Origin of the sequence: Bartonella sp. AP1QHHD (assembly GCF_042196265.1) — a bacterium.
Lineage (GTDB): Bacteria > Pseudomonadota > Alphaproteobacteria > Rhizobiales > Rhizobiaceae > Bartonella.
This window is the reverse complement of record NZ_JBHIPW010000054.1, coordinates 1-24,231: the sequence shown is the minus strand read 5'-3', so window position 1 is coordinate 24,231 and position 24,231 is coordinate 1. Positions and strand designations below refer to the sequence as shown.

Annotated in this window: 21 protein-coding genes, 2 tRNA genes and 1 pseudogene; 9 read left to right on the top strand and 15 right to left on the bottom strand. The window is 36.7% G+C overall.

From position 1 onward, the window contains the following. Window positions 1-6: 6 nt before the first annotated feature. The gene (locus tag ACFIME_RS05300) at window positions 7-138 is read right to left on the bottom strand and encodes a hypothetical protein (protein WP_375684612.1); all 132 of its coding nucleotides are present in this window, start codon (window positions 136-138) and stop codon (window positions 7-9) included. A gap of 590 nt (window positions 139-728) precedes the next feature. On the opposite strand from ACFIME_RS05300, the gene parC reads away from it, so the two are divergent. After that, the gene (parC, locus tag ACFIME_RS05295; RefSeq protein ID WP_375684611.1) at window positions 729-2,978 is read left to right on the top strand and encodes a DNA topoisomerase IV subunit A; all 2,250 of its coding nucleotides are present in this window, start codon (window positions 729-731) and stop codon (window positions 2,976-2,978) included. A gap of 339 nt (window positions 2,979-3,317) precedes the next feature. On the opposite strand, the gene ACFIME_RS05290 is transcribed toward parC, so the two are convergent. The 10 genes and pseudogenes from ACFIME_RS05290 to rpe all read right to left on the bottom strand — a co-directional run bounded on the left by ACFIME_RS05290 (window position 3,318) and on the right by rpe (window position 12,422). Further along, window positions 3,318-4,574: a multidrug effflux MFS transporter gene (locus ACFIME_RS05290; protein WP_375633170.1), complete on the bottom strand. Its 1,257-nt coding sequence runs from the start codon at window positions 4,572-4,574 to the stop codon at window positions 3,318-3,320. A gap of 71 nt (window positions 4,575-4,645) precedes the next feature. Next, the gene (gene grxD / locus ACFIME_RS05285) at window positions 4,646-4,978 is read right to left on the bottom strand and encodes a Grx4 family monothiol glutaredoxin (protein ID WP_375662148.1); all 333 of its coding nucleotides are present in this window, start codon (window positions 4,976-4,978) and stop codon (window positions 4,646-4,648) included. Between the two features lie 98 nt (window positions 4,979-5,076). Next, window positions 5,077-5,310: a BolA/IbaG family iron-sulfur metabolism protein gene (locus ACFIME_RS05280; RefSeq protein ID WP_005773427.1), complete on the bottom strand. Its 234-nt coding sequence runs from the start codon at window positions 5,308-5,310 to the stop codon at window positions 5,077-5,079. Window positions 5,311-5,368: 58 nt separating this feature from the next. Beyond that, window positions 5,369-7,580 (bottom strand): annotated as a pseudogene (purL, locus tag ACFIME_RS05275) (phosphoribosylformylglycinamidine synthase subunit PurL). A gap of 292 nt (window positions 7,581-7,872) precedes the next feature. After that, a complete protein-coding gene (gene purQ / locus ACFIME_RS05270; protein WP_375662146.1) occupies window positions 7,873-8,544 on the bottom strand; it encodes a phosphoribosylformylglycinamidine synthase subunit PurQ in 672 nt (223 codons plus the stop codon). A gap of 11 nt (window positions 8,545-8,555) precedes the next feature. Then, a complete protein-coding gene (gene purS, locus ACFIME_RS05265; protein WP_375662145.1) occupies window positions 8,556-8,795 on the bottom strand; it encodes a phosphoribosylformylglycinamidine synthase subunit PurS in 240 nt (79 codons plus the stop codon). 78 nt (window positions 8,796-8,873) lie between these two features. After that, complete coding sequence (gene purC / locus ACFIME_RS05260; RefSeq protein ID WP_273791179.1) at window positions 8,874-9,638, bottom strand: phosphoribosylaminoimidazolesuccinocarboxamide synthase; 765 nt, start codon at window positions 9,636-9,638, stop codon at window positions 8,874-8,876. A gap of 173 nt (window positions 9,639-9,811) precedes the next feature. Beyond that, entirely contained in the window at window positions 9,812-10,360 is a 549-nt protein-coding gene (locus ACFIME_RS05255; protein WP_375611547.1) for an RBBP9/YdeN family alpha/beta hydrolase, read from the bottom strand. Window positions 10,361-10,428: 68 nt separating this feature from the next. Next, window positions 10,429-11,736, bottom strand: coding sequence for an adenylosuccinate lyase (gene purB / locus ACFIME_RS05250; RefSeq protein WP_375662161.1), 1,308 nt, complete (start codon window positions 11,734-11,736; stop codon window positions 10,429-10,431). Further along, the gene (rpe, locus tag ACFIME_RS05245) at window positions 11,736-12,422 is read right to left on the bottom strand and encodes a ribulose-phosphate 3-epimerase (protein ID WP_375662144.1); all 687 of its coding nucleotides are present in this window, start codon (window positions 12,420-12,422) and stop codon (window positions 11,736-11,738) included. The genes purB and rpe overlap by 1 nt, the downstream gene beginning before the upstream one ends. A 146-nt stretch (window positions 12,423-12,568) precedes the next feature. Here rpe and ACFIME_RS05240 point away from each other — a divergent pair, with 146 nt between their 5' ends. Both ACFIME_RS05240 and dksA read left to right on the top strand, forming a co-directional pair. Further along, window positions 12,569-13,108: a flavin reductase gene (locus ACFIME_RS05240; RefSeq protein WP_375634477.1), complete on the top strand. Its 540-nt coding sequence runs from the start codon at window positions 12,569-12,571 to the stop codon at window positions 13,106-13,108. Window positions 13,109-13,416: 308 nt separating this feature from the next. Next, entirely contained in the window at window positions 13,417-13,833 is a 417-nt protein-coding gene (dksA, locus tag ACFIME_RS05235) for an RNA polymerase-binding protein DksA (RefSeq protein WP_015856486.1), read from the top strand. A gap of 51 nt (window positions 13,834-13,884) precedes the next feature. On the opposite strand, the gene ACFIME_RS05230 is transcribed toward dksA, so the two are convergent. Then, window positions 13,885-14,361, bottom strand: coding sequence for a hypothetical protein (locus ACFIME_RS05230; RefSeq protein ID WP_375634478.1), 477 nt, complete (start codon window positions 14,359-14,361; stop codon window positions 13,885-13,887). Window positions 14,362-14,580: 219 nt separating this feature from the next. On the opposite strand from ACFIME_RS05230, the gene ACFIME_RS05225 reads away from it, so the two are divergent. Next, window positions 14,581-17,115 carry a response regulator gene (locus ACFIME_RS05225; protein WP_375684610.1) on the top strand — a complete coding sequence of 845 codons (2,535 nt, stop codon included), beginning with the start codon at window positions 14,581-14,583 and terminating at the stop codon, window positions 17,113-17,115. Window positions 17,116-17,394: 279 nt separating this feature from the next. On the opposite strand, the gene purN is transcribed toward ACFIME_RS05225, so the two are convergent. After that, complete coding sequence (gene purN / locus ACFIME_RS05220; RefSeq protein ID WP_375662160.1) at window positions 17,395-18,009, bottom strand: phosphoribosylglycinamide formyltransferase; 615 nt, start codon at window positions 18,007-18,009, stop codon at window positions 17,395-17,397. After that, window positions 18,002-19,111 carry a phosphoribosylformylglycinamidine cyclo-ligase gene (gene purM / locus ACFIME_RS05215; RefSeq protein ID WP_375643184.1) on the bottom strand — a complete coding sequence of 370 codons (1,110 nt, stop codon included), beginning with the start codon at window positions 19,109-19,111 and terminating at the stop codon, window positions 18,002-18,004. Before purM ends, purN begins: the two co-directional genes overlap by 8 nt. A gap of 158 nt (window positions 19,112-19,269) precedes the next feature. Here purM and ACFIME_RS05210 point away from each other — a divergent pair, with 158 nt between their 5' ends. The 5 genes from ACFIME_RS05210 (at window position 19,270) to ACFIME_RS05190 (ending at window position 22,466) form a co-directional block, all read left to right on the top strand. Then, the gene (locus ACFIME_RS05210; RefSeq protein ID WP_375613080.1) at window positions 19,270-20,481 is read left to right on the top strand and encodes an AI-2E family transporter; all 1,212 of its coding nucleotides are present in this window, start codon (window positions 19,270-19,272) and stop codon (window positions 20,479-20,481) included. Then, window positions 20,478-21,167 (top strand): DnaA regulatory inactivator HdaA, encoded by a 690-nt coding sequence (gene hdaA, locus ACFIME_RS05205; RefSeq protein WP_375651267.1) that lies wholly within the window; start codon window positions 20,478-20,480, stop codon window positions 21,165-21,167. The genes ACFIME_RS05210 and hdaA overlap by 4 nt, the downstream gene beginning before the upstream one ends. A 711-nt stretch (window positions 21,168-21,878) precedes the next feature. Then, window positions 21,879-21,955 (top strand) — tRNA-Pro (locus ACFIME_RS05200). A gap of 89 nt (window positions 21,956-22,044) precedes the next feature. After that, entirely contained in the window at window positions 22,045-22,350 is a 306-nt protein-coding gene (locus ACFIME_RS05195; protein ID WP_273791168.1) for an ETC complex I subunit, read from the top strand. A 39-nt stretch (window positions 22,351-22,389) separates the two neighbouring features. Further along, window positions 22,390-22,466: transfer RNA gene (locus ACFIME_RS05190), tRNA-Arg, on the top strand. Window positions 22,467-23,627: 1,161 nt separating this feature from the next. On the opposite strand, the gene ACFIME_RS05185 is transcribed toward ACFIME_RS05190, so the two are convergent. Further along, window positions 23,628-24,231 (bottom strand): tyrosine-type recombinase/integrase (locus ACFIME_RS05185; protein WP_375684609.1); only part of this gene is annotated, 604 nt, incomplete at its 5' end.

Genomic DNA, 24,231 nt, shown 5'->3' with positions numbered 1-24,231 from the left:
AATTGATTATGGATTGTTTTCATCTTTCTTATGCAGAGTGAAGTTTTGATGCCTCTCAAGAGCATCATGTGTGTGTGTGCGCTGTTTGTGAAATTTAGATAGACAAAAACGCCATTGTGTTGATTCTTTACGAGGCATTTTTATTCCTTGTTTCTATAGTGGCTCTTCCCCTTGTGGATAGGTGAGAAAATAATTATGATTGCTTGATCATGAATAAATTAGAAATGAAAGAATTCTATAATATTCGGGAGTCTCATTTTATTGAAGTTTTTACAACGTTGTAGCAGAGAATTGTGTCTCTTCGTTTTTATGAGAATAATGTGATTTTCCATTCTATCGACTTACTCTGAAAAGCTTAAATTTCATAAGCTTTGAACATTTTTTTAGTTTTTCATAGAAAAACTGAAGGGGATTGTTATACAATTTATCTGTATAATAAAAGATGATGTTTGAAAGCTGCTTTTGTCATTCCAGAAAAGATGAAATAACTCTTTGTGAGCAGTTAAATTATTATCGGATTTGACAAAGCTTTCAATAAATTACTTAGGGCAAGGGGGAAGGACATGTATAAATTTTTCAAATTGATATAATTTTCTGTTCATGTTCTAATTGCAGCGTTTGTTTTTATGTAATTGACTTTTAGTAAAAAAGCCGACTCATAGAAGATTTCATTAAATAAATCCTATAAAATAATTTCTTATTATTGTGGGAATTGTTGTTTTAATACTATGTCTGATAAAATGAATTTACCTTTTGATAAAGAACATATTGAACCAATAGAATTACGTTCTGCTTTACAGGAACGTTATTTGGCTTATGCACTTTCTACGATTACACACCGTGCATTGCCTGATGTGCGTGATGGATTGAAGCCTGTCCACCGGCGGATTGTTCATGCGATGCGTCTTCTCAAACTAAATCCTGGACAGTCTTATGCGAAATGTGCGCGGATTGTTGGTGACGTCATGGGAAAATTTCATCCTCATGGGGATTCGTCTATTTATGATGCCTTGGTGCGCTTGGCTCAAAGTTTTGCTGTTCGTTATCCGTTGGTTGATGGGCAAGGCAATTTTGGTAATATTGATGGTGATAATGCTGCTGCCATGCGTTATACGGAAGCACGTATGACTGAAGTGGCTGCATTGTTACTTGAAGGAATTAATGAGAATGCTATTGATTTTCGTTTAACCTATAATGAGGAAGATGAAGAGCCTGTTGTTTTACCAGGAGCTTTCCCTAATCTTTTAGCAAATGGTTCTTCTGGTATTGCTGTTGGTATGGCAACATCTATTCCACCCCATAATGTTGCTGAGCTTTGTGATGCAGCGCTCCATTTGATTGCGCATCCCGATGTAAATGATGAGGAATTAAATCAATTCGTTCTTGGTCCTGATTTTCCGACGGGGGGAATTTTAGTTGAACCTAAAAAAAGTATTGAGGAATCCTATCGTGTTGGGCGTGGATTTTTTCGCTTGCGTTCACGTTGGCATCAGGAGCCTGGTAGCCGTGGTTCTTATGTGATTGTTGTGACTGAAATTCCCTATCAGATTCAAAAGTCACGTCTTATTGAAAAAACAGCAGAGTTATTGCTTGCACGCCGATTGCCAATGCTTGAGGATATCCAAGATGAATCAGCAGAAGATATCCGCATCGTGCTTGTTCCTAAAAATCGGTCGGTTGATCCGGAACTTCTTATGGAATCCCTTTTTAAATTGACTGACTTTGAAGTAAGATTTCCCCTTAATCTGAATGTTTTGTCTTTGGGAAAAATACCTAATGTCCTTTCTTTGCGAGAAAGTTTGCAGCAATGGCTTGAACATCGTCAAGAAGTACTTATTCGTCGCTCTCATTATCGGCTTGATCAAATTGATAGCCGATTGGAAATTCTTCATGGATATCTGATTGCCTATTTAAATCTCGATGAGGTCATTCAGATTATTCGTGAAGATGATGAACCGAAAAAGAAGCTGATTAATCGGTTTGAATTAACAGAAAATCAAGCTGAAGCTATTCTTAATATGCGCTTGCGTTCTTTGCGTAAGCTTGAGGAATTTGAAATTCGTAAAGAATTTGAAAGTTTGAAAGCTGAAAAAGAAAAGCTAAAGAATTTGTTAGCTTCTCCTATAAAACAGTGGAAAATAATTTCAGAAGAAATCAAAAAAGTTCGAAACACTTTTGGTCCTGAAACACTCTTGGGGAAAAGACGTACGACGTTTGAAGAGGCACCAAGACATGATCTTGATGATATTCAACAAGCAATGATCGAAAAAGAACCGATTACTATTGTTATTTCTGAAAAGGGGTGGATGCGCACTTTGAAGGGACATTTGACCGATTATAAAGCACTTTCTTTTAAAGAAGGAGACAGTTTAAAGTTAGCCTTTCCAGCATTTACGACCGACAAGATTGTGCTGATCAGTACGGGGGGGAAGTTTTTTGCTATTGGTGCAAATAATTTACCTGGAGGGCGGGGACATGGTGAACCTATTCGTCTCTTAGTTGATATGGATGATGAGCACGATGTTCTCACAGCTTTTGTGCATCACGCCGAGGAAAAATTGCTTTTGGTTTCATCTCACGGTAATGGTTTTATTGTTTCTTCTGCAGAAGTGCTCGCCAATACACGAAAAGGAAAGCAAGTGATGAATGTGAAAGCTCCTGATAAGGTAAAGCTTTGTGTTCCGGTAAATGGTGATCATGTTGCTGTAGTCGGTGAAAACCGTAAAATGCTTATTTTTTCTATTGAACAAATACCAGAAATGAATCGCGGTAAGGGTGTTCGTTTACAGCGTTATAAAGAAGGTGTTGTTGTTGATGCCAAGACTTTTAATTTATCAGAAGGCTTAAGTTGGCAAGATACGGCTGAACGAATCTTTAACCGTCAAGCTGATGATCTCATTGAATGGATGGGAATGCGTGCGGGCGTCGGGCGTTTGGTTCCAAGAGGATTTCCAAAATCAGGAAAATTTATCAATTAAATGTATTTTATACACGGGAAAGTTCCCTATGGTTTTATGATTGTGTAAGATATTAATTTATAAAGATAATTTATTATTTTTATATTGAACGAAAAACCTAAAGCGTAAGTTTTTTCTATTTCGATCTTGTTCAGGTTAAATCAATCAAAACTGTTTTTTAACATTACAGCATTTATAGGTGCTGTCGTGAAATGATTTGATATTTCGAGAGCTGTACCTTTAAACAAACAATGTGAATGTTTAACACAAGAGTGTTCTATTTGGAGATGTTTTATTTTGTCTGATAGGTTTATCTTCTTATTGTTCAAGAGAGATGTTATTAATCTTTCGTAGTAATATTTATTCGTTAGGATTACTATGATATTGCCTAAAAAGATGACCACGTTCAGCCCATAAGACGAGAAGTATGGCAGTGAGACTCAGAAAGAAAAATCCTGCTGAGTTTGGGATGGTTGTTTCATCAAATTGTTGGGCAATAAAAAAGCTGAGTCCTGCACCGATAGATGTTTGAAGAAAGCCGGATACAGAAGAAGCTGTTCCAGCAATTTCCCCCACAGATTCGAGAGCGAGTGTATTGAAATTGGCCATAATGCCACCGCAGGCAAACATCAATATACAGAATAACAGCATGTAAAAAGCAAAAGGAAGGATACCATCTGTTAAGATAGAGCCAATAAACCATACACATGAAGTGATACAAAAGAGCAAAAGCATAGTATGAGCAATACGCCGCATTCCAAGGCGTCCAACGAGTTGAGAGTTCATGAATGATGAGAAAGCCTGAAATGCAGCACCAACTGCAAAGGCAATAGGGAACCAAAGTCCTAGATTATAGATCCCTTCATACGTTTGTTGTGATGTATTAACGGCGGTAAAGATACAGCCTAAAATAATCGAAGTTGCTAGTGTATAGCAAAGTGTTGTGCGATTGGTTATTACAATCCATAAATTATGTTTGACTGAAGAAAAGGAAAGAGAGCGTTGCGCATAAAGAGTTTCCGGCAAGCGGAATTGAATCCAAATCATCAACCCGAAACCAATCATTGCCATGAAAATAAAAATATATTGCCAATGTCCGAGCAGTAAAATGATCTGTCCTGTTGCGGGACCAACCATTGGTGCAACAAGAAAAACCATCATAACAATAGACATAACTTCTGCCATTTTTCGACCACTGTAAAGATCACGTACGACGGAAACTGTAAGAACCCGCATAGCAGCTCCTCCAATACCTTGTAAGATACGCAAAATAAGTAAGAGAGAAAAATCAGTTACAAAGGCACAACCAATCGCCGTAAATGAATAAAAAGCAAGACCAATAAGAATAAGTTTACGTCGCCCATACCTATCGCTTATTGGACCGAAAAATATTTGAGCAATACCATAGCTAATAAGATAACTCGAAATGATATAATGTTGATCATTTTCATTGAGAACATTTAAGCCATCTAAAATATTAGGCATAGCTGGCAGCATAATATCAACAGCTATAGCGTTAATAGCCATGAGCGAAGCAATAAGAATAACAAATTCTTTATAGCCAATTTTTTTTCTAATCGCATCACTATGCGTTTGTTCATCGACTGAATATGACATATGGCATCCTTGAAATAGAAATTTCGTCTGAAAACAGCTCTTTTTAAGAGTCTGAATAAAATGAAAGATACCTATGATTGATTACAGGGAATATTTTTTTCTTTCAAAAGTTCCTGTAACTCATTGTTTTGAAACATCTCTTTAACAATATCACTGCCTCCGACAAATTCACCCTTGATATACAGCTGTGGAATTGTTGGCCAATTTGAGTAATCTTTAATTCCTTGACGCAATTCGTTAGAAGTTAAGATATTAATTCCTTTATAATTCAATCCTAAATAGTCAAGGATTTGAACAACTTGTCCTGAAAACCCGCATTGCGGAGCGTCAGGTGTTCCTTTCATGAATAAAATGACGTCGTTTGTTTTAATCTCGTTGTCAATAAAATCATGAACAGTGGTCATTTTTATCCCTCGATATTTCAGATTTTTATAAGTGTGTAATTTATATTCATACTGTTTTTAATCGTATTAAATGAGTGAATGCAAGAAGAAATTTTAGATTATTTTGGGATATTTGTTTGCAACATTAAGGCATGAAGGTCATTTCCCATATTGCCTTTAAGGGCATCATAGACCATTTTATGTTGTTGAACACGGGTTTTACCACGAAAACTTTCAGAAATAACTTCTGCAGCATAATGTTCCCCATCTCCAGCAAGATCACGAATTGTTACAGTAGCATCAGGAATGCCTTCACGAATAAGCGTTTCAATTGCATGGGCACTCATTGCCATCATTATTCTCCTATGTTGTTCATTTTTTTATAAAGGCTGTTTAAGAGAAAAACAATTTTTACTCTTCACCCATAAATTGTGGAAACCAGTTTTCATAGGCTTTTGTGAGTTTGTCTATAGAAAGTTTTAGTATTCCATCTATATCAAGTGCATCACCTGCAACTTGACCTAGCTCTGTTAAAGAAACTGCACTTATTTGTGCGAGCTCTTTAAGACTATTAAGAGAGTGAGGTTTGACGGCTAAAAGATAACGTCCTTGGTCTTCTCCAAAAAGTTCTGCATGATGGGGTGATTTATTGCTTAATTTTACTTTGATTCCTTTACCTGCTTTAATCACCATTTCAGCAAGTGCTATCGCTAATCCTCCGTCAGAAATGTCATGAGCAGCATGAACAAAACCACGATGTATGACATCTCGAATAAATTGACCATGCTTTTTTTCAAGTTGTAAATCTACAGGGGGGGGGGGCACCTGCATCAATATTTAAAATGTTACGTGCATAGATTGATTGTCCTAAATGGGAGCCGCAATTTCCTACTAAAACAAGAATATCTCCATTTTGCATACCACTTATTGTTACCATTTTAGACCAATCATTAAGAAGACCTACACCAGCAATTGTGGGGGTTGGAAGAATGGCTTCCCCATTTGTTTCGTTGTAAAGAGAAACATTGCCTGAAACGATAGGAAAATCGAGGATTCTACAAGCTTCTCCTATACCTTTAATAGCAAAAACCAGCTGTCCCATAATTTCAGGTTTTTCAGGGTTACCAAAATTGAGATTATCTGTAGCAGCCAGTGGTGTTGCACCTGTCGTACTAATGTTTCGCCAGCATTCTGCGACAGCTTGTTTTCCTCCTTCATAAGGGTCTGCTTCACAATAGCGAGGTGTTACATCAGAAGAAAAAGCAAGAGCACGTTTGCTGTTGTTTCCTAAACGGATAACGCCTGCATCACCTCCTGGACAAACAAGGCTATTTCCTTGGATAAGAGTATCATATTGTTCATAAACCCATCGCCGAGAACTTTGATCAGCAGAATTCAATAAGCTCAGAAGCGCATCACCAAGATTTTCAACTTTTTTGACGTCTTCTGCTTTCAAGGATGTTTTTTTTGCCGGCTCACTCCAAGGACGATCATAAACAGGCGCTTCATCACCAAGTTCTTTGATGGGAAGATTGACAACTTCTTCCCCTTGATGAGATACACGAAAACGTAAATCATCGGTTGTTTTCCCAATGATAGAAAAATGCAACCCCCACTTATGAAAAATTGCTTCTGCTTGCTTTTCTAGTTCTGGTTTAAGAACCATGAGCATGCGCTCTTGACTTTCAGAAAGCATCATTTCATAGGCTGTCATGTTTTCTTCTCGAACAGGAACTGTATCGAGATTAAGCTGTATCCCTAGATTTCCTTTTGCACCCATTTCAACAGCAGAAGAGGTAAGTCCTGCTGCCCCCATATCTTGAATAGCAACTACGGCTCCAAGTTCCATGAGCTCTAAACATGCTTCAAGAAGACATTTTTCTGTAAAAGGATCACCTACTTGAACAGTTGGGCGTTTTTCACTGATTGAATCATCAAATTCAGCAGAGGCCATTGTTGCTCCACCGACACCATCACGTCCTGTTTTTGCACCAAGGTAAACAACAGGGAGTCCGATGCCTTGTGCTTTAGAATAAAAAAGGGCGTCTGTCTTTGCAATACCGGCGACAAAAGCGTTAACAAGGATATTGCCATTATAACGCTCATCAAAATTTACTTCTCCACCAACCGTTGGAACACCAAAAGAATTGCTGTAACCACCTATTCCAGAAACAACACCAGAAACAAGATGGCGTGTTCGTGGGTGATCAGGAGCACCAAATCGCAATGCATTTATAGCAGCAACAGGACGGGCTCCCATTGTAAAGACATCACGTAAAATACCACCAACACCTGTCGCTGCACCTTGATAAGGTTCAATATAAGAAGGGTGGTTATGGCTTTCCATTTTGAAAACAACACATTGTCCTTCGCCAATATCAACAACACCAGCATTTTCACCAGGTCCTTGGATGACACATTTTCCTTCTGTCGGAAGAGTTTTTAGCCATTTTTTAGATGATTTATAGGAACAATGCTCGTTCCACATTGCAGAAAAAATTCCTAGTTCAGTAAATGTGGGTTCTCTACCGATTAACGTCAGGATACGTTGATATTCATCTTCTTTTAGCCCGTGTTGTGCAATGAGTTCTGGTGTAATAGTGATGTTATTGCAAGGCTTCATGAGTATTTATCCGTCAAATTAATCGAAATTTAGTATTTTTATTTTTTTACCTAGCAGCTTATATTATAAACAATAATGTTGTTTAATAATAAAAATATTTATAGACAGTAAGCTGAAGATTTTGTCCGTTTGTTTGGTGGGATTTAAGACTAAAAATGGTCTTAAATAATTATGTGTTTAGAAAATAATATCCATTGTTGTTTGTGAAGAGCTTTGTTTATAGATTTATGATGCGAGAAATGGTATAAATCCTTGTTTTTTTAAATTATGGAGCGCGAGTACTTTTGCAGCATTATCCATTTACTAACTCTAAAGCACTTTGAAAAAGTAAACGACCGTCAGTACCTCCGTGGGCGGGTTCAATAAAGTTTTCAGGATGGGGCATCATACCAAGAATATTACCAACTTTATTAACAATACCAGCAATATCTTTCATTGAGCCGTTCGGGTTTGTATTTTCTGCATAGCGAAAAACAATTTGTTCATTGTCTTCCATTTGTTTCAATGTTTCACTATCAACAAAATAATTTCCGTCATGATGGGCAACAGGACAACGAATAATTTGTCCTTTAGAATAATATCGAGAAAATTTTGTCTTGGCGTTAACGACTTCAAGTTTGATTTCACGACAAACAAATTTTAAAGAAGCGTTACGCATTAAAGTACCGGGTAATAATCCTGCTTCCAACAAAATTTGAAATCCATTACAGATACCTATTATTGTCGTACCTTCTTGTGCTTTTTCACGAATGGCTTTTAAGACGGGAGTTCGCGCTCCAATTGCACCACATCTTAAGTAGTCGCCATAGGAAAAACCACCAGGAATAATAATAACATCTACATCTGGAATTGTTGTTTCTGTTTGCCAAATTTTTAGTGGCTCAACTCCCGTTATATGATGTAATGCTGCAACCATATCTCGATCACGATTTAATCCAGGAAGTTGAATGATGGCAGTTTTCATGAGCGTTTCACTTACAGAAGTTTGATTGTATAATTTTCAATGACAGTATTTGCGAGTAACTCTTCACACATTTGTTCAAGTTTTTTCTTTGCAGTTTCAGAAGGTAGATCATCAAGAACAATATCAAAAACCTTTCCTTGACGAATAGATTGAATGCCTTCGAAAGCCAAACTTTTTAAAGCACCGACAATCGCTTCTCCTTGTGGATCAAGAACGCTTTCTCTTAAAGTAACTGTAATGCGTGCTTTCATTTTTTGCTTCCTGCTTTTTAAAAGAACCTCTCCTTTGAAGAGGGGTGTTTGTATAAGGTGATGTTTTTTATCTTGTTTTTACTTTACGAGAACGGGACCACTTGGTCGTGTTGGTTCGTTTTCATTCATAATACCAAGACGTTTGGCAACTTCTTGATAGGCATTAATAAGCCCTCCCATATCACGACGAAAACGGTCTTTATCCATTTTTTCTTGTGTGTGCATATCCCATAGTCGTGCAGAATCAGGAGAGATTTCATCAGCAAGAACAATGCGCATTGTTTCATCTTCCCACAGGCGACCAAATTCCATTTTAAAATCAATTAATTGGATGTTAACACCGGCAAAAAGCCCAGAAAGAAAATCATTAATACGAATTGAAAGTTGCATGATATCTTCTATCTCTTGTGGGACAGCCCACCCAAAAGCTGTGATATGTTCTTCCGTTACCATAGGATCATCGAGAGAATCATTTTTATAGTAGAATTCAATGATGGATTGCGGAAGCGGGGTTCCTTCTTCCAGTCCTAAACGCTTAGCAAGAGAGCCGGCAGCAACATTGCGAACAACAACTTCCAATGGAATGATTTCCACCGCTTTAATAAGCTGTTCGCGCATGTTTATACGTTTGATAAAATGTGTTGGGATGCCCAAACGTCCAAGATGGCTAAAAATATGTTCCGAAATTCGGTTGTTTAAAACTCCCTTTCCGTCGATAATTTCATGTTTTTTTGCATTAAAGGCAGTTGCATCATCTTTAAAAAATTGAATATAAGTCCCTGGTTCAGGTCCTTCATATAAAATTTTAGCCTTGCCTTCATAAATACGGTGGCGACGATTCATCATGATTCTCTATTTATCTTGAGAGGTTTTTAATAACATTAATAAATGATACTATCCTAATTGATAGAATTTCTCAATGATATTGCTATGATACTTTTATAATTTTTATCATTACACGTTTACCCAAAGGTGAAGATACATAAGTGATGAGAAAGAAGATCACCTCTTTTGGATCAAATTTTTGCAAGAAAGTGAGAGAGGACCATAAGCCCTTCAGGCCAAGGTCCGTGTCCGGATTCTGCGTTAATATGGCCAGAATACCCAGCATCAACAAAGAGTGATCCCCAATCATTGGCAATTTTTTCTGCTACTGAAAATTGACAAAACTCATCGTTGCGACTAGCTATGACAATAGAAGGAAAAGGAAGCTTTTGGCGATGATAGGGGCCAAATGTCATTAAATGTTTGGGACGTATTTTTTCATTGGCGACATCTGGAGGTGCAACAAAGAAAGCGCCACAAATTTTTTCTGTATTTTGTACAGTTGCATGAATAACACTGGGAACTCCTAATGAATGAGCAATAAGCATAACAGGCCTTTGAGCTTTTGCGATGGCGGTTTTAACTTTGTTAACCCACTCTTCACAAACAGGCTTTGACCAATGGAGTTGTTCAATGCGGCTGGCTGTCGACAATTTTTTTTCCCAGCGTGTTTGCCAATGATCTGGACCAGATCCTTTGTAGCCAGGAACAATAAGAATATCGAGTTGATTTGCTTTCATGAATTGTTTTCTTTGTTACAACAGATTTTTGATCATAGGTGGAATGGATTTTGGTTTTCTATGTCGCTTTATTGTTCTTCAAAAACACGTTTAAAAATCGTATTGATATGTTTGGTGTGGTAAGAAAGATCAAATTTTTCGCGAAGTTCTTCTTCACTTAAAGCTTTGGTAACATCTTTGTCGTTGAGGAGTTCTTCTAAAAAATCTTTTCCTTGTTCCCAAACTTTCATCGCATTTCGTTGTACAATCCGATAAGAATCTTCACGACTAATCCCTGCTTGTGTGAGGGCTAAAAGAACCCGTTGCGAGTGAACAAGACCGCGGAATTTATTGAGATTTTTTTGCATATTTTCTGGATAGACAATGAGATTTTCAATGACAGATGTGAGGCGAGAAAGAGCAAAATCAAGTGTAATCGTCGCATCTGGAGCAATATAACGCTCAACAGATGAATGAGAAATATCACGTTCATGCCAAAGAGCTACATTTTCCATGGCTGGGAGTGCAAATGCACGTACCATGCGGGCTAATCCAGTTAAATTTTCTGTTAAAACTGGATTACGTTTATGAGGCATTGCCGATGAACCTTTTTGCCCAGGTGAGAAATGTTCCTCTGCTTCAAGAACTTCTGTTCGTTGTAAATGGCGTATTTCTATTGCTAGCCTTTCAATAGAGGAAGCAATAACACCAAGTGTTGCAAAAAACATAGCATGACGATCTCTTGGTATTACTTGGGTGGAAACCGGTTCAGCACGCATCTTCAAGGCTTTTGCTACATGTGCTTCAACGCGTGGATCGATATTTGCAAAAGTTCCTACAGCTCCTGAAATCGCGCAAGTAGAAATTTCTTCTCGTGCGGCAAGAAGACGTTTGCGACAACGGGAAAATTCAGCGTATGCAAGAGCAAACTTGATTCCAAATGTTGTCGGTTCGGCATGAATGCCATGACTCCGCCCAATGGTGATTGTCTCTTTATGCTCAAAAGCACGTCTTTTTAATGCTTCAAGAAGTTGATCTATATCCTCTAGCAAAATATCACTCGCACGCATCAATTGAATGTTCAGCGTTGTATCGAGAACATCAGATGATGTCATGCCTTGGTGGATAAAACGTGCTTCTGGTCCAATGAATTCAGCTAGGTGGGTTAGAAATGCGATAACATCATGTTTGGTAATTGCTTCAATTTCATCAATGCGATTGATATCAAATTTAGCTGCTGCCCCTTTTTCCCAAATGACTTTGGCGGCTTCTTTCGGAATAATCCCTAAGTGAGCAAGGGCATCACAGGCATGGGCTTCAATTTCAAACCAAATACGATATTTTGTTTCGGGAGACCAAATTGTTACCATTGCAGGGCGGGAATAACGTGCGATCATCATTTTTTTCCTTGTTGTGAGAGGATTGCGGCTTGGCGCAATGCATTAATACGTGTTCTGTAAAGCTCTTTATTTCCATCTTTATAAATTGCAGAGCCTGCGACAAATACATTTGCACCAGCTTTTGCAACTATCCCAATTGTATCAACGGTGATACCACCATCAACTTCAAGATCAATAGGGCGGTTTGCAATCATGCTTTTAACGCGCTTAATTTTATCTTTTATTTCTGGAATAAAACTTTGTCCACCAAAACCGGGATTGACCGTCATGATGAGAATGAGATCTAATTGATCAAGCAAATATTCAAGTACATGTTCAGGGGTGCTTGGATTGAGTGCGATTCCTGCTTTTTTCCCCATTTTTTTGATTGTTTGTAATGAACGATGAAGATGTGGACCTGCTTCAGCATGAATAGTTATAATATCTGAACCTGCTTTTGCAAAAGCTTCTAAATAAGGGTCTACTGGTGCGATCATCAGGTGGACATCAAATATTGCTTTTGTTAATGGGCGCAGAGCTTTGACGATTTCAGGACCAAAGGTGATGTTAGGAACAAAGTGCCCATCCATAATATCAAGATGAAGCCAATCTGCACCAGCATCAACAACATCTAACATTTCTTGTCCAAGTTTAGAAAAATCAGAAGCCAAGAGAGAAGGCGAAATGAGATGAGAATGGGGCATTAAAATCTCCTTAGATTGGCAGTTTTTATCATATCGCTGTGTATACACAAATATTTTTTGTGTTATGACGGAAAAGAAAAAATATGTATTATAGGTCTTTTTATGGAAAGATTGCTTAAAATTTTAAAGCTTTATAAGTGAAAGATATGTCGAATCATAAAACATATTTGATGCCTGAACTTCAACATAAACATACTATTGCGGTTTCTTCCCAAGAATATCGAGATGCCATGAGTCTTTTTGCAGGAGCTGTGCATATTGTGACAACAAATGGTATTAAGGGAAGACGTGGGGTGACTGTTTCGGCGTGTTGTTCTTTATCTGATAATCCTCCAACCCTTCTTGTTTGTCTCATGCGTCATAATTTAAAGAATCAGGTGTTTATGGAGAATGGAAATTTTTGTGTTAATAGCTTGGCAGGAAAACATCGCTCATTAGCGGATGTTTTTTCGAGGCGTTGCAATTCTACACAAAATGAGCGTTTTGATGTTGCTCAATGGGGAGCTTTGCAAACGGGGGCGCCCAGTCTTTCAGACGCTCTAGCGTCGTTTGATTGTCGTTTGATTTGTTGGCACGAACACGCAACTCATTGTGTTTTGATTGGTGAGGTTGTTGCAATTAACTGTAATCAAGAAAAAGATGCTTTGATGTATTTGAAACGTGAATATCACACTTTGCCTTTATAAAGATTTTATTTTTTTGCATTGATGAAATGATTTATTGTTGCTTCATTTAGATTTTAAACAATGTAGAGAGTAGGGGAGGGATGGCTCTGATATCTGATTTCCTTCTTTTTAAGGTTTTTCAATAAGCGAGAAAAATGATTCTGGATGAGATTTGATCAAGAATCCAATCTACATAAAAAAGCGATCAAACCTAAACAGTGCATTTAGATATATTCGTCGATTGTTATGAAAAAACATTTTACTCTTGTGTTGATGGGTATTGCACAATATATAGACCACACATAGCATATGTGGAGGTTTTTTATTGCATGAGCGAAGAGATTGATGGTCAATATCGCCCTAGTGAAGATGAGCCTTTTATGAATGAGCGGCAAAAGGCGTATTTTCGTGCTAAATTGGTTTCTTGGAAGAATGATATATTAAAAGAAGCTCGTGAGACTTTGGAAAATTTGCAGGAAGAGAATGTTGGTCAGCCCGATTTGACTGATCGGGCTTCTTGTGAAACTGATCGTACAATCGAATTACGTGCTCGTGATCGTCAGAGGAAACTTATTTCAAAAATAGATGCTGCTTTAGAGCGCATTGATAATGGGACATACGGTTTTTGTGAAGAAACCGGCGAACCCATTAGTATAAAGCGTCTTGAGGCTCGGCCGATAGCCGTTTTGTCATTGGAAGCGCAAGAACGTCATGAACGACGTGAAAGAGTTTATCGCGATGATTAAGGTTATTGAGATGATAAACAAACGAAATTCGTGGTGATAAAATTGTATATTTTATTTTTGAGGGGTAGGAATGAATAAAGATGGTTCTTGCCGCCCCTCAATTTCGGCGGTGATGGCTGAATCTTTTACTGCTTGATTCGTAAAAGGAGAGGGACTTTTATCCGATATATCGTTTCTTTCTGGAAGGGCGGAATTTAGATGTGTGTGTGTTTCTCTTTTTTGTATTTTTGATGTACCAGTAATATCAGATTCTACAACCACATCTGTTAATCCGCCAATAAGGAGCAAATGTTCTTTATTATCGCAACGGACTAAAACAAGGCGGCGTGCTCGATCTATAGAAATTACTTCACATAATGCTAATCGTGATAGACTTTTTTTTCTATTAATGCTGTATCTTCCCGTACCTAAGCGACGTAAAAACACGATAATTACGGTAATAGCTGCGATTGTTATTATAAAAAGCAAAAAGCTTATCGTTATGTTTGCAGCAGATACACCTATTTGCTCTGATAACCAGATATACATAGATTTTCTCCCATTTTGGATGGAAATATTATTTTTTATTGAGATAAATTTATAAACATACCCTCAAAAGGTTCACTTATAATGGTAAGAAATAAACTTTTGAATATTAAGCGAGCTTATCTTAGATAATATCATAGTATATACTTTATAACAACATAACAACGAATATAAAGGAAGTTTTGTGACATAAGAAATAGCTATAAGCTAAGGCAAAGAGAGATGGATAAAGATTTTGAGAATAATGAAAGATCAGCGTCTTCGTTTCATCGGAGAGTTGTGATTTTTGGTGTTGTTTTTGTATTAGGTTTTCTTTTCATTGTGGGTATTTTAGGTTTTTTTTATACACAAAACTATTTGCAACAGGCGATATCAATATCTTTTTTGATTCTAGCTATGATCGGTGTTGCAACACTCGTTTTGTGTGGAATGGGAATTTTAAGATATCATGTGTGGTCGCATGAAGATTTTGATTTTAGCATCTTTAATAGGAGCGATGATACAATTGTAATCTCTGATCTTTCTGGTTTTGTTTATTATTCTAATCAAAACTATCGAAAAATTCTGACCTATAAGCCTGAAGTGTCTTGTTATAGGGTTATTGCGGATCTTCCAGGAGCTGGTGCACTCTCGTACCGCTTAAAGGTTGCAGCCTGTAATAATCTTGCAGCGCAAGAGGAATTAAGAGTAGAACAGCCAATTTTTACTGATTCTACACCAAAAAAATCTGTTTGGTATAATATTTCCGTTCAACCTATCACAAAACAGAAAAAAAAGCTTTTATTTTGGCGTATTACTGATATTTCGCACTTACAACAAACGCGAGAAGTTTTTTTCTCGAACCTTCAAGAGGCTATCAATCACTTGGATCAAGCTTCTATTGGTTTTGTATCCGTTAATAGACAAGGAACTATTCTTTATGCCAATGCGCCTTTTGCAGAATGGTTCTCAATTGATTTAGCGAATTTCTCAATTGGTCAACATAATTTTGATTCGTTATTTGATAGCGTTGGCGCTAAGAGCTCATGGAGTGATATCTGTTTGCAAACCAACAGATATCAAAGTTCAGGTTACTCTTTACCTTATAGGTTTTCGTTATGTTTAAATTCACACACGACTTGTGAGAAAATATTCCATTGTCTTATATCTGTTTCTTCTCTCTTAGAAGAGGAGGCCATTTATCGTATTGTGATCATTCCACAACAAATACAAAAAGAAGAGGATGATCAATTAAAATTACCCAGTATATTAGGAGAATATTTTGATGCGAGTCCTTTTGCAATAGCTGTGGTGGATCATGCAGGGCAATTGGTTCATATGAATAAAGCTTTTTCATCACTTACGGGATGTATGGACAAAGCTGTCAATTTTTATGATGTTATTTCTCGTCGTGATTGTGTGCAGTTAGAGCGTTCTTTTCAGAGAATTGCGACAAATAAAAATTATTTTGTTTCTCTAGAAACTGTTTTAGAAAAAAATGAAGAATGCCATTTACGGCTCCATATTATGTCTGTACCGCCCTATCACAGTGATGCATTGCAAGATTTGCTTATTATCTCTGTGATTGAAACAACCGAACAAAAAACTCTTGAAGATAAAATGATGCAAAGTCAGAAGATGCAAGCTGTAGGACAGTTGGCTGGCGGCATTGCTCATGATTTTAATAATGTTTTAACAGCAATTTTAATGTCGTGTGATCTTCTTTTAAATACGCATCGTAGTTCTGATCCTGCTCATGCTGATCTGATCAATATTAAAAACAATGCTAATCGTGCAGCTGCTCTTGTCCAGCAATTATTAGCTTTTTCTAGAAAGCAAACACTTCGACCTGAAGAAGTTGATTTTACTGAATTTTTATCAGATATCCGCAATCTTATTTTACCACTTTTGGGGAATAATATTCAGTTAAAAATTATCCATGGAAGAGATTTGTGGAGCGTTGAAGTTGATCAAGCATCTTTTCAGCGTGTTATTATGAATTTGGTTATTAATGCGCGTGATGCCATGTTAGATGGAGGTATTGTTACGATTGCGACAAATAATATTACAAAGCAACAAAGTGCTGAATTTAATCATCTTGGATTAGCAATTGGCGAGTATGTGCAATTGACTATTTCAGATACAGGGGCTGGTATATCTGCTGCTATACAAGAAAAAATGTTTGAGCCATTTTTTACAACAAAAGAAGTTGGAAAAGGAACAGGACTTGGTTTATCAATGGTTTATGGAATTATCAAGCAGAGCGGTGGGTATATTTATTGTGAAAGTAAAGAAGGTGAAGGAGCAATATTTCATATTTTTCTTCCCCGTTATATCCCCAATATAAAAGGAGAAATTTCTCAAAAGATTGAAAAAGATGAAGAGAAAGATAAAAATATAGACTTAACAGGATCTGCGACTGTTTTATTGGTTGAAGATGAAGATGCGGTCAGAATGGGGGGGGTAAGAGCTCTTCAAATGAGAGGATATACGGTTTTAGAGGCAGCAAGTGGGGTGGAAGCACTCTCTATTCTTGAGGAACAAAAAGGAGATGTTGATATTATTGTTTCCGATGTGGTGATGCCAGAAATGGATGGACCCACTTTATTGAAGGAAGTCCGTAAAAACTATCCTGGTATCAAATTTCTTTTCGTTTCTGGATATGCAAAAGATGCTTTTGCTAAAAATCTTCCACAAGATGCTGTTTTTGGTTTTTTATCTAAACCTTTTACACTCAAACAGTTAGCTCTAACAGTTAAAGAAACACTTTCGTCATGAGCAAAAAATTATGCAATAGAAAATTGCGTATTTTAAGATTTTTTAGGCGAAATACGAGAGTATTTTGATAAATAGTGTTTATGATAATGCCATAGAACTGAATAAAGAAGAATTTTGAAAATGAACTAAAATTCAAAAACACCACATATTTTGTGCAAAAATTTATGAAGAGATGGACTCTATTATGTCAACATTTCATAGAGATTTTCAATTGTAGAAACTGAGCAAAAACTATGTGTAAAGCATTGAAATATGCTGATTAATAGATTGTTGATACACTCAAAAAGATAAAAGCTGTTGTTGCGTATCTATCATTTTGCTCTTTCCTTCAATAAATGCTTTTAAAGCTTCGGGGTAGAGTTTATGCTCTACTTTAAGAACTCTTTGTGCTAAGCACTCAGCAGTATCATGGGGATAGACTGGAACGGCTGCTTGGGCAAGGATTTTTCCTGCATCCATGTCTTCTGTAACAAGATGAACAGTGCAACCCGTGATTTTTACACCTGCTTGTAAAGCTTTTTCATGTGTGTTTAAGCCTTTAAATGAAGGCAAAAGAGAAGGATGAATGTTTAAAATTCGTCCTTCATAAAGTTTTACAAAACGTGGTGAGATAAGACGCATATACCCTGCAAAGCAGAGAAAATCCGGTTTATATTGATCTAAAATCGTAAAAATATTTTCTTCATGCTCTTCTTTTGTTTTGTAAATTTTACGATCAACAATATGAATAGGTAAGTTATGGTTTTGCGCCTTTTCAATACCGTTTGCGCGCGGATTATCGCAAATAACCGCGACGATTTCAGCAGGATATTCTTTTTGTTGACTAGCTTGAGCAAGGGCGACCATATTGGACCCATTACCAGAAATAAAAACGACAATTTTTTTTTCATAAATGCAGTACCCCTTTATAAAGTATTCCTTTATTTTGATCTTGGCATTTTGTTAAAATGCCAAGGGGAGTCACCGTTTCTCCTTTTCTTTCAAGAGCTTGTGTAATTGTTTCAGCTGCATGCTGTGCTACGATAATGATCATGCCAATACCACAATTAAATGTTCTTAACATTTCTGTTTCTTCTATTTTACCTTGTTTGGCAATCCATGAAAATACTGCTGGAACATTGATGCTAGAAAGATTAATTTCAGCGCAGAGAGAGGATGGAAGGACACGTGGAATATTTTCAGGAAAACCTCCACCCGTAATATGAGCAAGAGCTTTAATCCCTTCATATTTTTGCATGATGGGAAGAAGCGATTTTACATAAATGCGTGTTGGTGTAAGAAGTGCTATACCAAGGCTGCTTTCGGGGGAAAAAGGGGCAGGGTCATTCCATTTGAGATAATTTTGCTGGATGATTCGTCGAACAAGCGAAAAGCCATTGGAATGAATTCCAGAGGCGCTTAGACCTAATATAATATCACCTTCTGTCAAATCTTTTGAAGGGAGTAGCTTGCTACGTTCGCATGCTCCAACAGCAAAACCAGCTAGATCATAATCTCCCTCTGCATACATTCCTGGCATTTCTGCAGTTTCTCCTCCAATAAGGGCAGCACCGGCTTGTTTACATCCTTCTGCAATACCGGAAACAATCGCAGCTCCTTGTTCAGGGTCAAGCTTTCCAGTTGCAAAATAATCCAGAAAAAAGAGAGGTTCAGCCCCTTGTACGAGTAAATCATTGACACACATAGCTACAAGATCAATACCTACAGTGTTATGGTGACCTACTTCAATGGCAATTTTTAATTTTGTTCCCACACCATCATTGGCTGCTACTAGGATAGGATCCGTAAAGCCTGCTGCTTTTAAATCAAAAAGTCCACCAAAACCGCCAATTTCTGCATCTGTTCCGGCTCGTTTTGTTGCGCGTATAAAGGGTTTAATTTTTTCTACCATGGCATTACCCATATCGATGTTTACACCGGCTTTTGCGTAGGTAAGACCAGCTTTGGATTTATCCCCAGCCTTGGATTTATTATTTGTAAGATCTTGATTGCTCATTGGAGCCTTCCTTTAATGGAAAATCAGGTTTTGATATTATGCAATGCCATGATAGAGTTCTCTCTGCAAGAGATATTGATAAGAAAATAAGCAACTTTTCTTGTACCTTATTTTGAAGTTGTTTATAATTTTTTGTGAAGAATTTTTTAGGATATTTTATGAGCAAGATATCAGATAATCACGGACAGTCCTCTTGGCAGCTTATGAGAAAGAAAGTGAGTGAGAATACATCTCGTGATCGTTATAAGACTTATGTGCCAGCGTATACTCAATTACCTTTGCCGAATAATATGAAAAGACAAATCTTTTTTTGGCTTGGTACGCTGATTTTTTTCATTCTTTTTATGTTTGTTTTTGGATCCATTTTGCTTCCTTTTGTGGCAGGGATTGTGTTGGCTTATTTTCTCAATCCCATTGTTCAATTACTTGAAAAATTTGGTATTCGTCGTGTGTTTGGGACTGTCCTTATCACCCTATTTATTGTTATTACCTTTGTTGCTGCTTTAATTATTTTGATTCCTGTTATTAGTTGGCAAATACAGCAATTTATGAGTGATGGTTTACCTGTTTACATTAATCGTATTCAAACCTTTTTTGTTGAGCATGATTTTGATTGGTTAAGGCGCTATTTTGGAAGTGATCCAAATGAATTACGGAATAATATTAAAGGATTTTTGGGAGAAGGTTCGGATTTTATTACGTCTCTTTTGAATTCACTTTTAAAGTCAGGAAAATCAATCGTTAATATCGTTAGCCTATTTGTTGTGGCACCTGTGGTGGCATTTTATATGTTATTAGATTGGCCACGTATGGTAACAGCAATCGATTCGTTAATACCGCGTGATCATCTTGAAACTGTTCGTAGTATTTTTCATGAAATGGATAGAGCTATTGCAGGCTTTGTTCGTGGACAAGGAACAGTTTGTCTCATATTGGGAGGCTATTATGCTATTGGTTTAACGATTGCAGGACTCAATTTTAGTCTTTTGATTGGTATGTTTATTGGTCTTATTAGCTTTGTTCCTTATATCGGCACAATGAGTGGCTTGGTCCTTTCTGTTGGTATTGCATGGGTCCAGTTTTATCCCAATAATTGGGGGGGAATCATCGTTGTGATGGCACTTTTTTTAATTGGTCAGTTTATTGAAGGTTATATCCTTCAACCCAAGCTTGTAGGTTCATCAGTGGGATTACATCCCGTATGGTTGATGTTTTCACTTTTTGCTTTTTCTTCACTCTTTGGTTTTACTGGTATGCTTGTTGCTATTCCTGCGGCAGCGGCTGTTGGCGTTTTAGTTCGTTTTGCTCTTCATACTTATCTGAGTTCTCAGATGTATTCGAGAAGCGGAAATTCGGAGCCGCTAAAATGAATGGGCGTGAAACGCAATTATCTTTAAATTTTCCTTATGATCCGATTTTTCAATTTGAGGATTTAGTGGTAACGGAAAGCAATCGTATGGCTTTTCAGCTTATTGATCACTGGCCCAATTGGAGCTTACCTATTGCAGTTTTGGTTGGTAAAGAAGGCTCTGGAAAAACGCACTTTTCTAATATATGGCTCCAAAAAGCAGATGCTTTCAGGATTCAGCACAATGAAATTGATCAGGCTATTACTATGGCTTCTTTAGGCAGATCATTTTTAATAGAGGATATTGATGCAGGTGAAATCAATGAGACAGAACTTTTTCATTTAATTAACAGTATTAAGCAAGCAAATCTTGATGCACGACAAGCTACTTTATTGATGACGGCACGAACACTTCCTTCCGCTTGGAATTTAATGTTAAATGATCTAAAAAGTCGTCTTAATTCGGTAATGTTCGTTGAAATTAATCAGCCTGATGATGCATTGTTAACAGCTGTTGCATTTAAGCTTTTTTCAGATAGGCAACTTATTGTACATCCAGATACGGTTTATTATCTTGTAAGTCGTTGTGAACGTTCTTTATTTTCATTGAAGCGTGTTATTGATTCTGTTGATCAGTTGGCATTACAAAGAAAAAGAAAAATAACACGTTCTGTTATTGCTGAAGTTTTGAATAGAAGAAATTCGTAAATACTCCTTATCATGGCTTACTTATTCTGTCCTTCTACTATCGTTTCAATACGTGGAAAGACAAGTCATTTAAATTTTCTCCTTTTTGGATATCTATATAAGAGTAAAAAATAATATTTTTTACTTTTGTCATGTGTTTATTTTAAATAGCTTTGAGATTTTATTGTATGATGTTGAATTCTTTCCATCTTCGCATTTGAAAATTTTTCTAAAAAGAGCGCTTTATTTTATTTATAATGAAATCTTTGTGCTTTGAAAAAATGTTTGTTGTTTATGGATTTGGATTGTAGAAGATTCTAGAATTTTTAATAAAAGAGTCCTTGGGAAGATAGAAAAAGAGAGGAAAAAGCTTAATACAGCTGAATTTTTTGGCTTATGTGCTCTTTGGAAAAGTTTTTCTATGATATTTAAGTCGTTTTTTTCTAAAATTGTATCTGTGGAATGCATTTTGATACAGTGAGAGCTTGCTTAAAAAAGGACAAAAATTATGAAGTCCTTATAGAGAAATTCATTCTTTTTTAATATAGATTGGATTTTCTTACGGAAGTTATTTTCTACTATTTGTCAATAAATTTGTTATTGAGTAGAGGGAAAAATTAAAAAATGTGCTTTTTTGTAAAGAAATGCAACAAAATTAAAAAAAAGTGTGTTTTTCTCTTGCACTTCTGTTGTGAAAATTTTAGGAAATGTGCATCAAGTAAATGTAAATGGCGGAGCGTAGCGCAGCCTGGTAGCGCACCTGATTTGGGATCAGGGGGTCGTAGGTTCGAATCCTATCGCTCCGACCATATTTGATTGAGTGTGTGAGAATGACCCAATTGGGTACGTGTGGTGAGAAACTATCATTCAAGCGTTGTGTAATCTGAAGGAAAAAGGCATGATCGCACGTATTTATAGTCCTGCTAAGACAGCTATGCAGTCAGGTAAGGGGAATACAGGTTTTTGGATTCTAGAGTATGAGCCGGTGAAAGCGAAAATGCTTGAACCTCTTATGGGCTACACGGCAACGTCTGATATGAATAATCAGGTAAGAATCCGATTTAATAGGAAGGAAGAAGCGATTGCTTTTGCGCGTAAGAATGCTATCTCTTACCGTGTAGAAAAGAAACATACGTCGATTCGACGTGCTATTTCTTATTCTGATAATTTTCGCAGTGATCGGCAGCATTCTTGGACACATTGAATTAAAGATGCTATTTTGAATTGAGAAAATAATCAGTTGGGTCCCGTAGCTCAGCTGGATAGAGCAACGGCCTTCTAAGCCGTGGGTCACAGGTTCGAATCCTGTCGGGATCACCATGTTTAAATGATATTAATAGGCTATAAAAAGTTAGAGAGTTTTCCTTTTATTCTATTAGCTTATTTTTCTGTAAACTCCCGAACCTTTTTGATGTTTTTTGGTTGATTTTGTTGCTAAACGTTTTCTGTTGACTGTTTTAGTATAAAATGATGCTGTTTTCTCTTTTTTCAGTAAAAATTGCTTTTGATTGCTGAAACTTTAGCATTGCATATTCTTGCCGCGTGTTGCTACTATATCACATGCTTTAGGAAACAGATTACAAAAACTCTTTTTTATGAGCTTCTTTTCATCTTTCTGAAAATGAATATTTTATTTCTTAGATTAGATTTAAGCATTGCGGCTAGTGCTGGTGAAATTGCCAAAAAACATCTATTGTGATTTTTTTATTTTTTATGAATAATATTATTACGTTTTTTAGCATGATCTTTGGTAAGATCGATTTTGATTAGATACAAGGCATGATGGATTCGATTTAGAACAGTTTATGAAACATTGAAGAATAAAAACGATATCTGTTTATGATGAGAATTTACAGATGGCACAAGAGGTGGAAAATATCTTCTTGTCTTGGAAGCTGTGATTCATAACGAATTACTTCTTTATAGTTTTTTCGTATAAAAAGATGTTATATGTGCCGTCCAGATAAGATATTGTTTTTTCAATGAGAGACACTTGCGGACAATTTGATTTAACATGATTGTCACTGTTTCTCAGGTAGGGTTATAGGTTTCATCAATGTTTAGGTTTTCTTAGTCTTATAGGTTTAAGAATGTATACTGTATATTTATATGAATGAAGATAGATTGTATCTTAGAGTTAAATTTTTAGATTTCATATTTACATTTTCAAATGTTTTTTCTTATTTCTTTATAGTTTGTACATCATGTGAAAAGTATTTTAATATTGGATAACAATCACATTAAAATGTTATGCAGATGAGCTCTGAAGATCTAAACTCATACGGTTCAAGGTGATCATTATTTCAATAAGAATACAGTGTGAGGAGAATGCCATTTTACAGGCTTTGTTTTAAGAGATATCTCTTAAAGCTCACTTCACGCTGGCGCTCATAAATGGTATATAAAAAGCAAGTAAAATAAAATAGTTATGTCTAATATGGGGGAATAGGTGAATCTTGATTCTATTGAGTTTTTTTGCCTCTATCCCTCATCTTTTTGAAGCTTTTTTATCGCCTCTATAGCTAACCTTTTGCGATCTGCGCTCTTTGTGTAAAGAGATGCCATAGCATCATTTGTCCAGCCAAAAATTGCTTTGAGTTGTGATACTGTTGCACCAGAGTTAGCTGCGCGTGTTGCGGCTAATTTCCTTAATCCATGCGCCGATTTTTTAATTCCAGCCNCTGTTGCACCAGAGTTAGCTGCGCGTGTTGCGGCTAATTTCCTTAATCCATGCGCCGATTTTTTAATTCCAGCCGCATTACAAGCGTCTCTAAATGTATCGCCAAAGCTTTCTTTGGAGAGTTTTTGATTAGTTTTACTACAGATGAATGTTTCTACTCCAATAGGACCAGCTTCAAGCGTTTTGGCTAATTCCGGTAAAATAGGTAGAAAGACATCTGTTTGGAATTTACTTTTCTCTGTTTTGAGATGAATAATATTGTCTTTGACATCTTTCCAGCCAATGCGAACCGCATCACCACGACGTAAGCCCGTATACAAAAGGACATCAATCCAGACACGTTCATGGGTACCATGGGACCATCTTTGATAATATTTCTCAACATCTTCTTCTGTCCAAACAGGA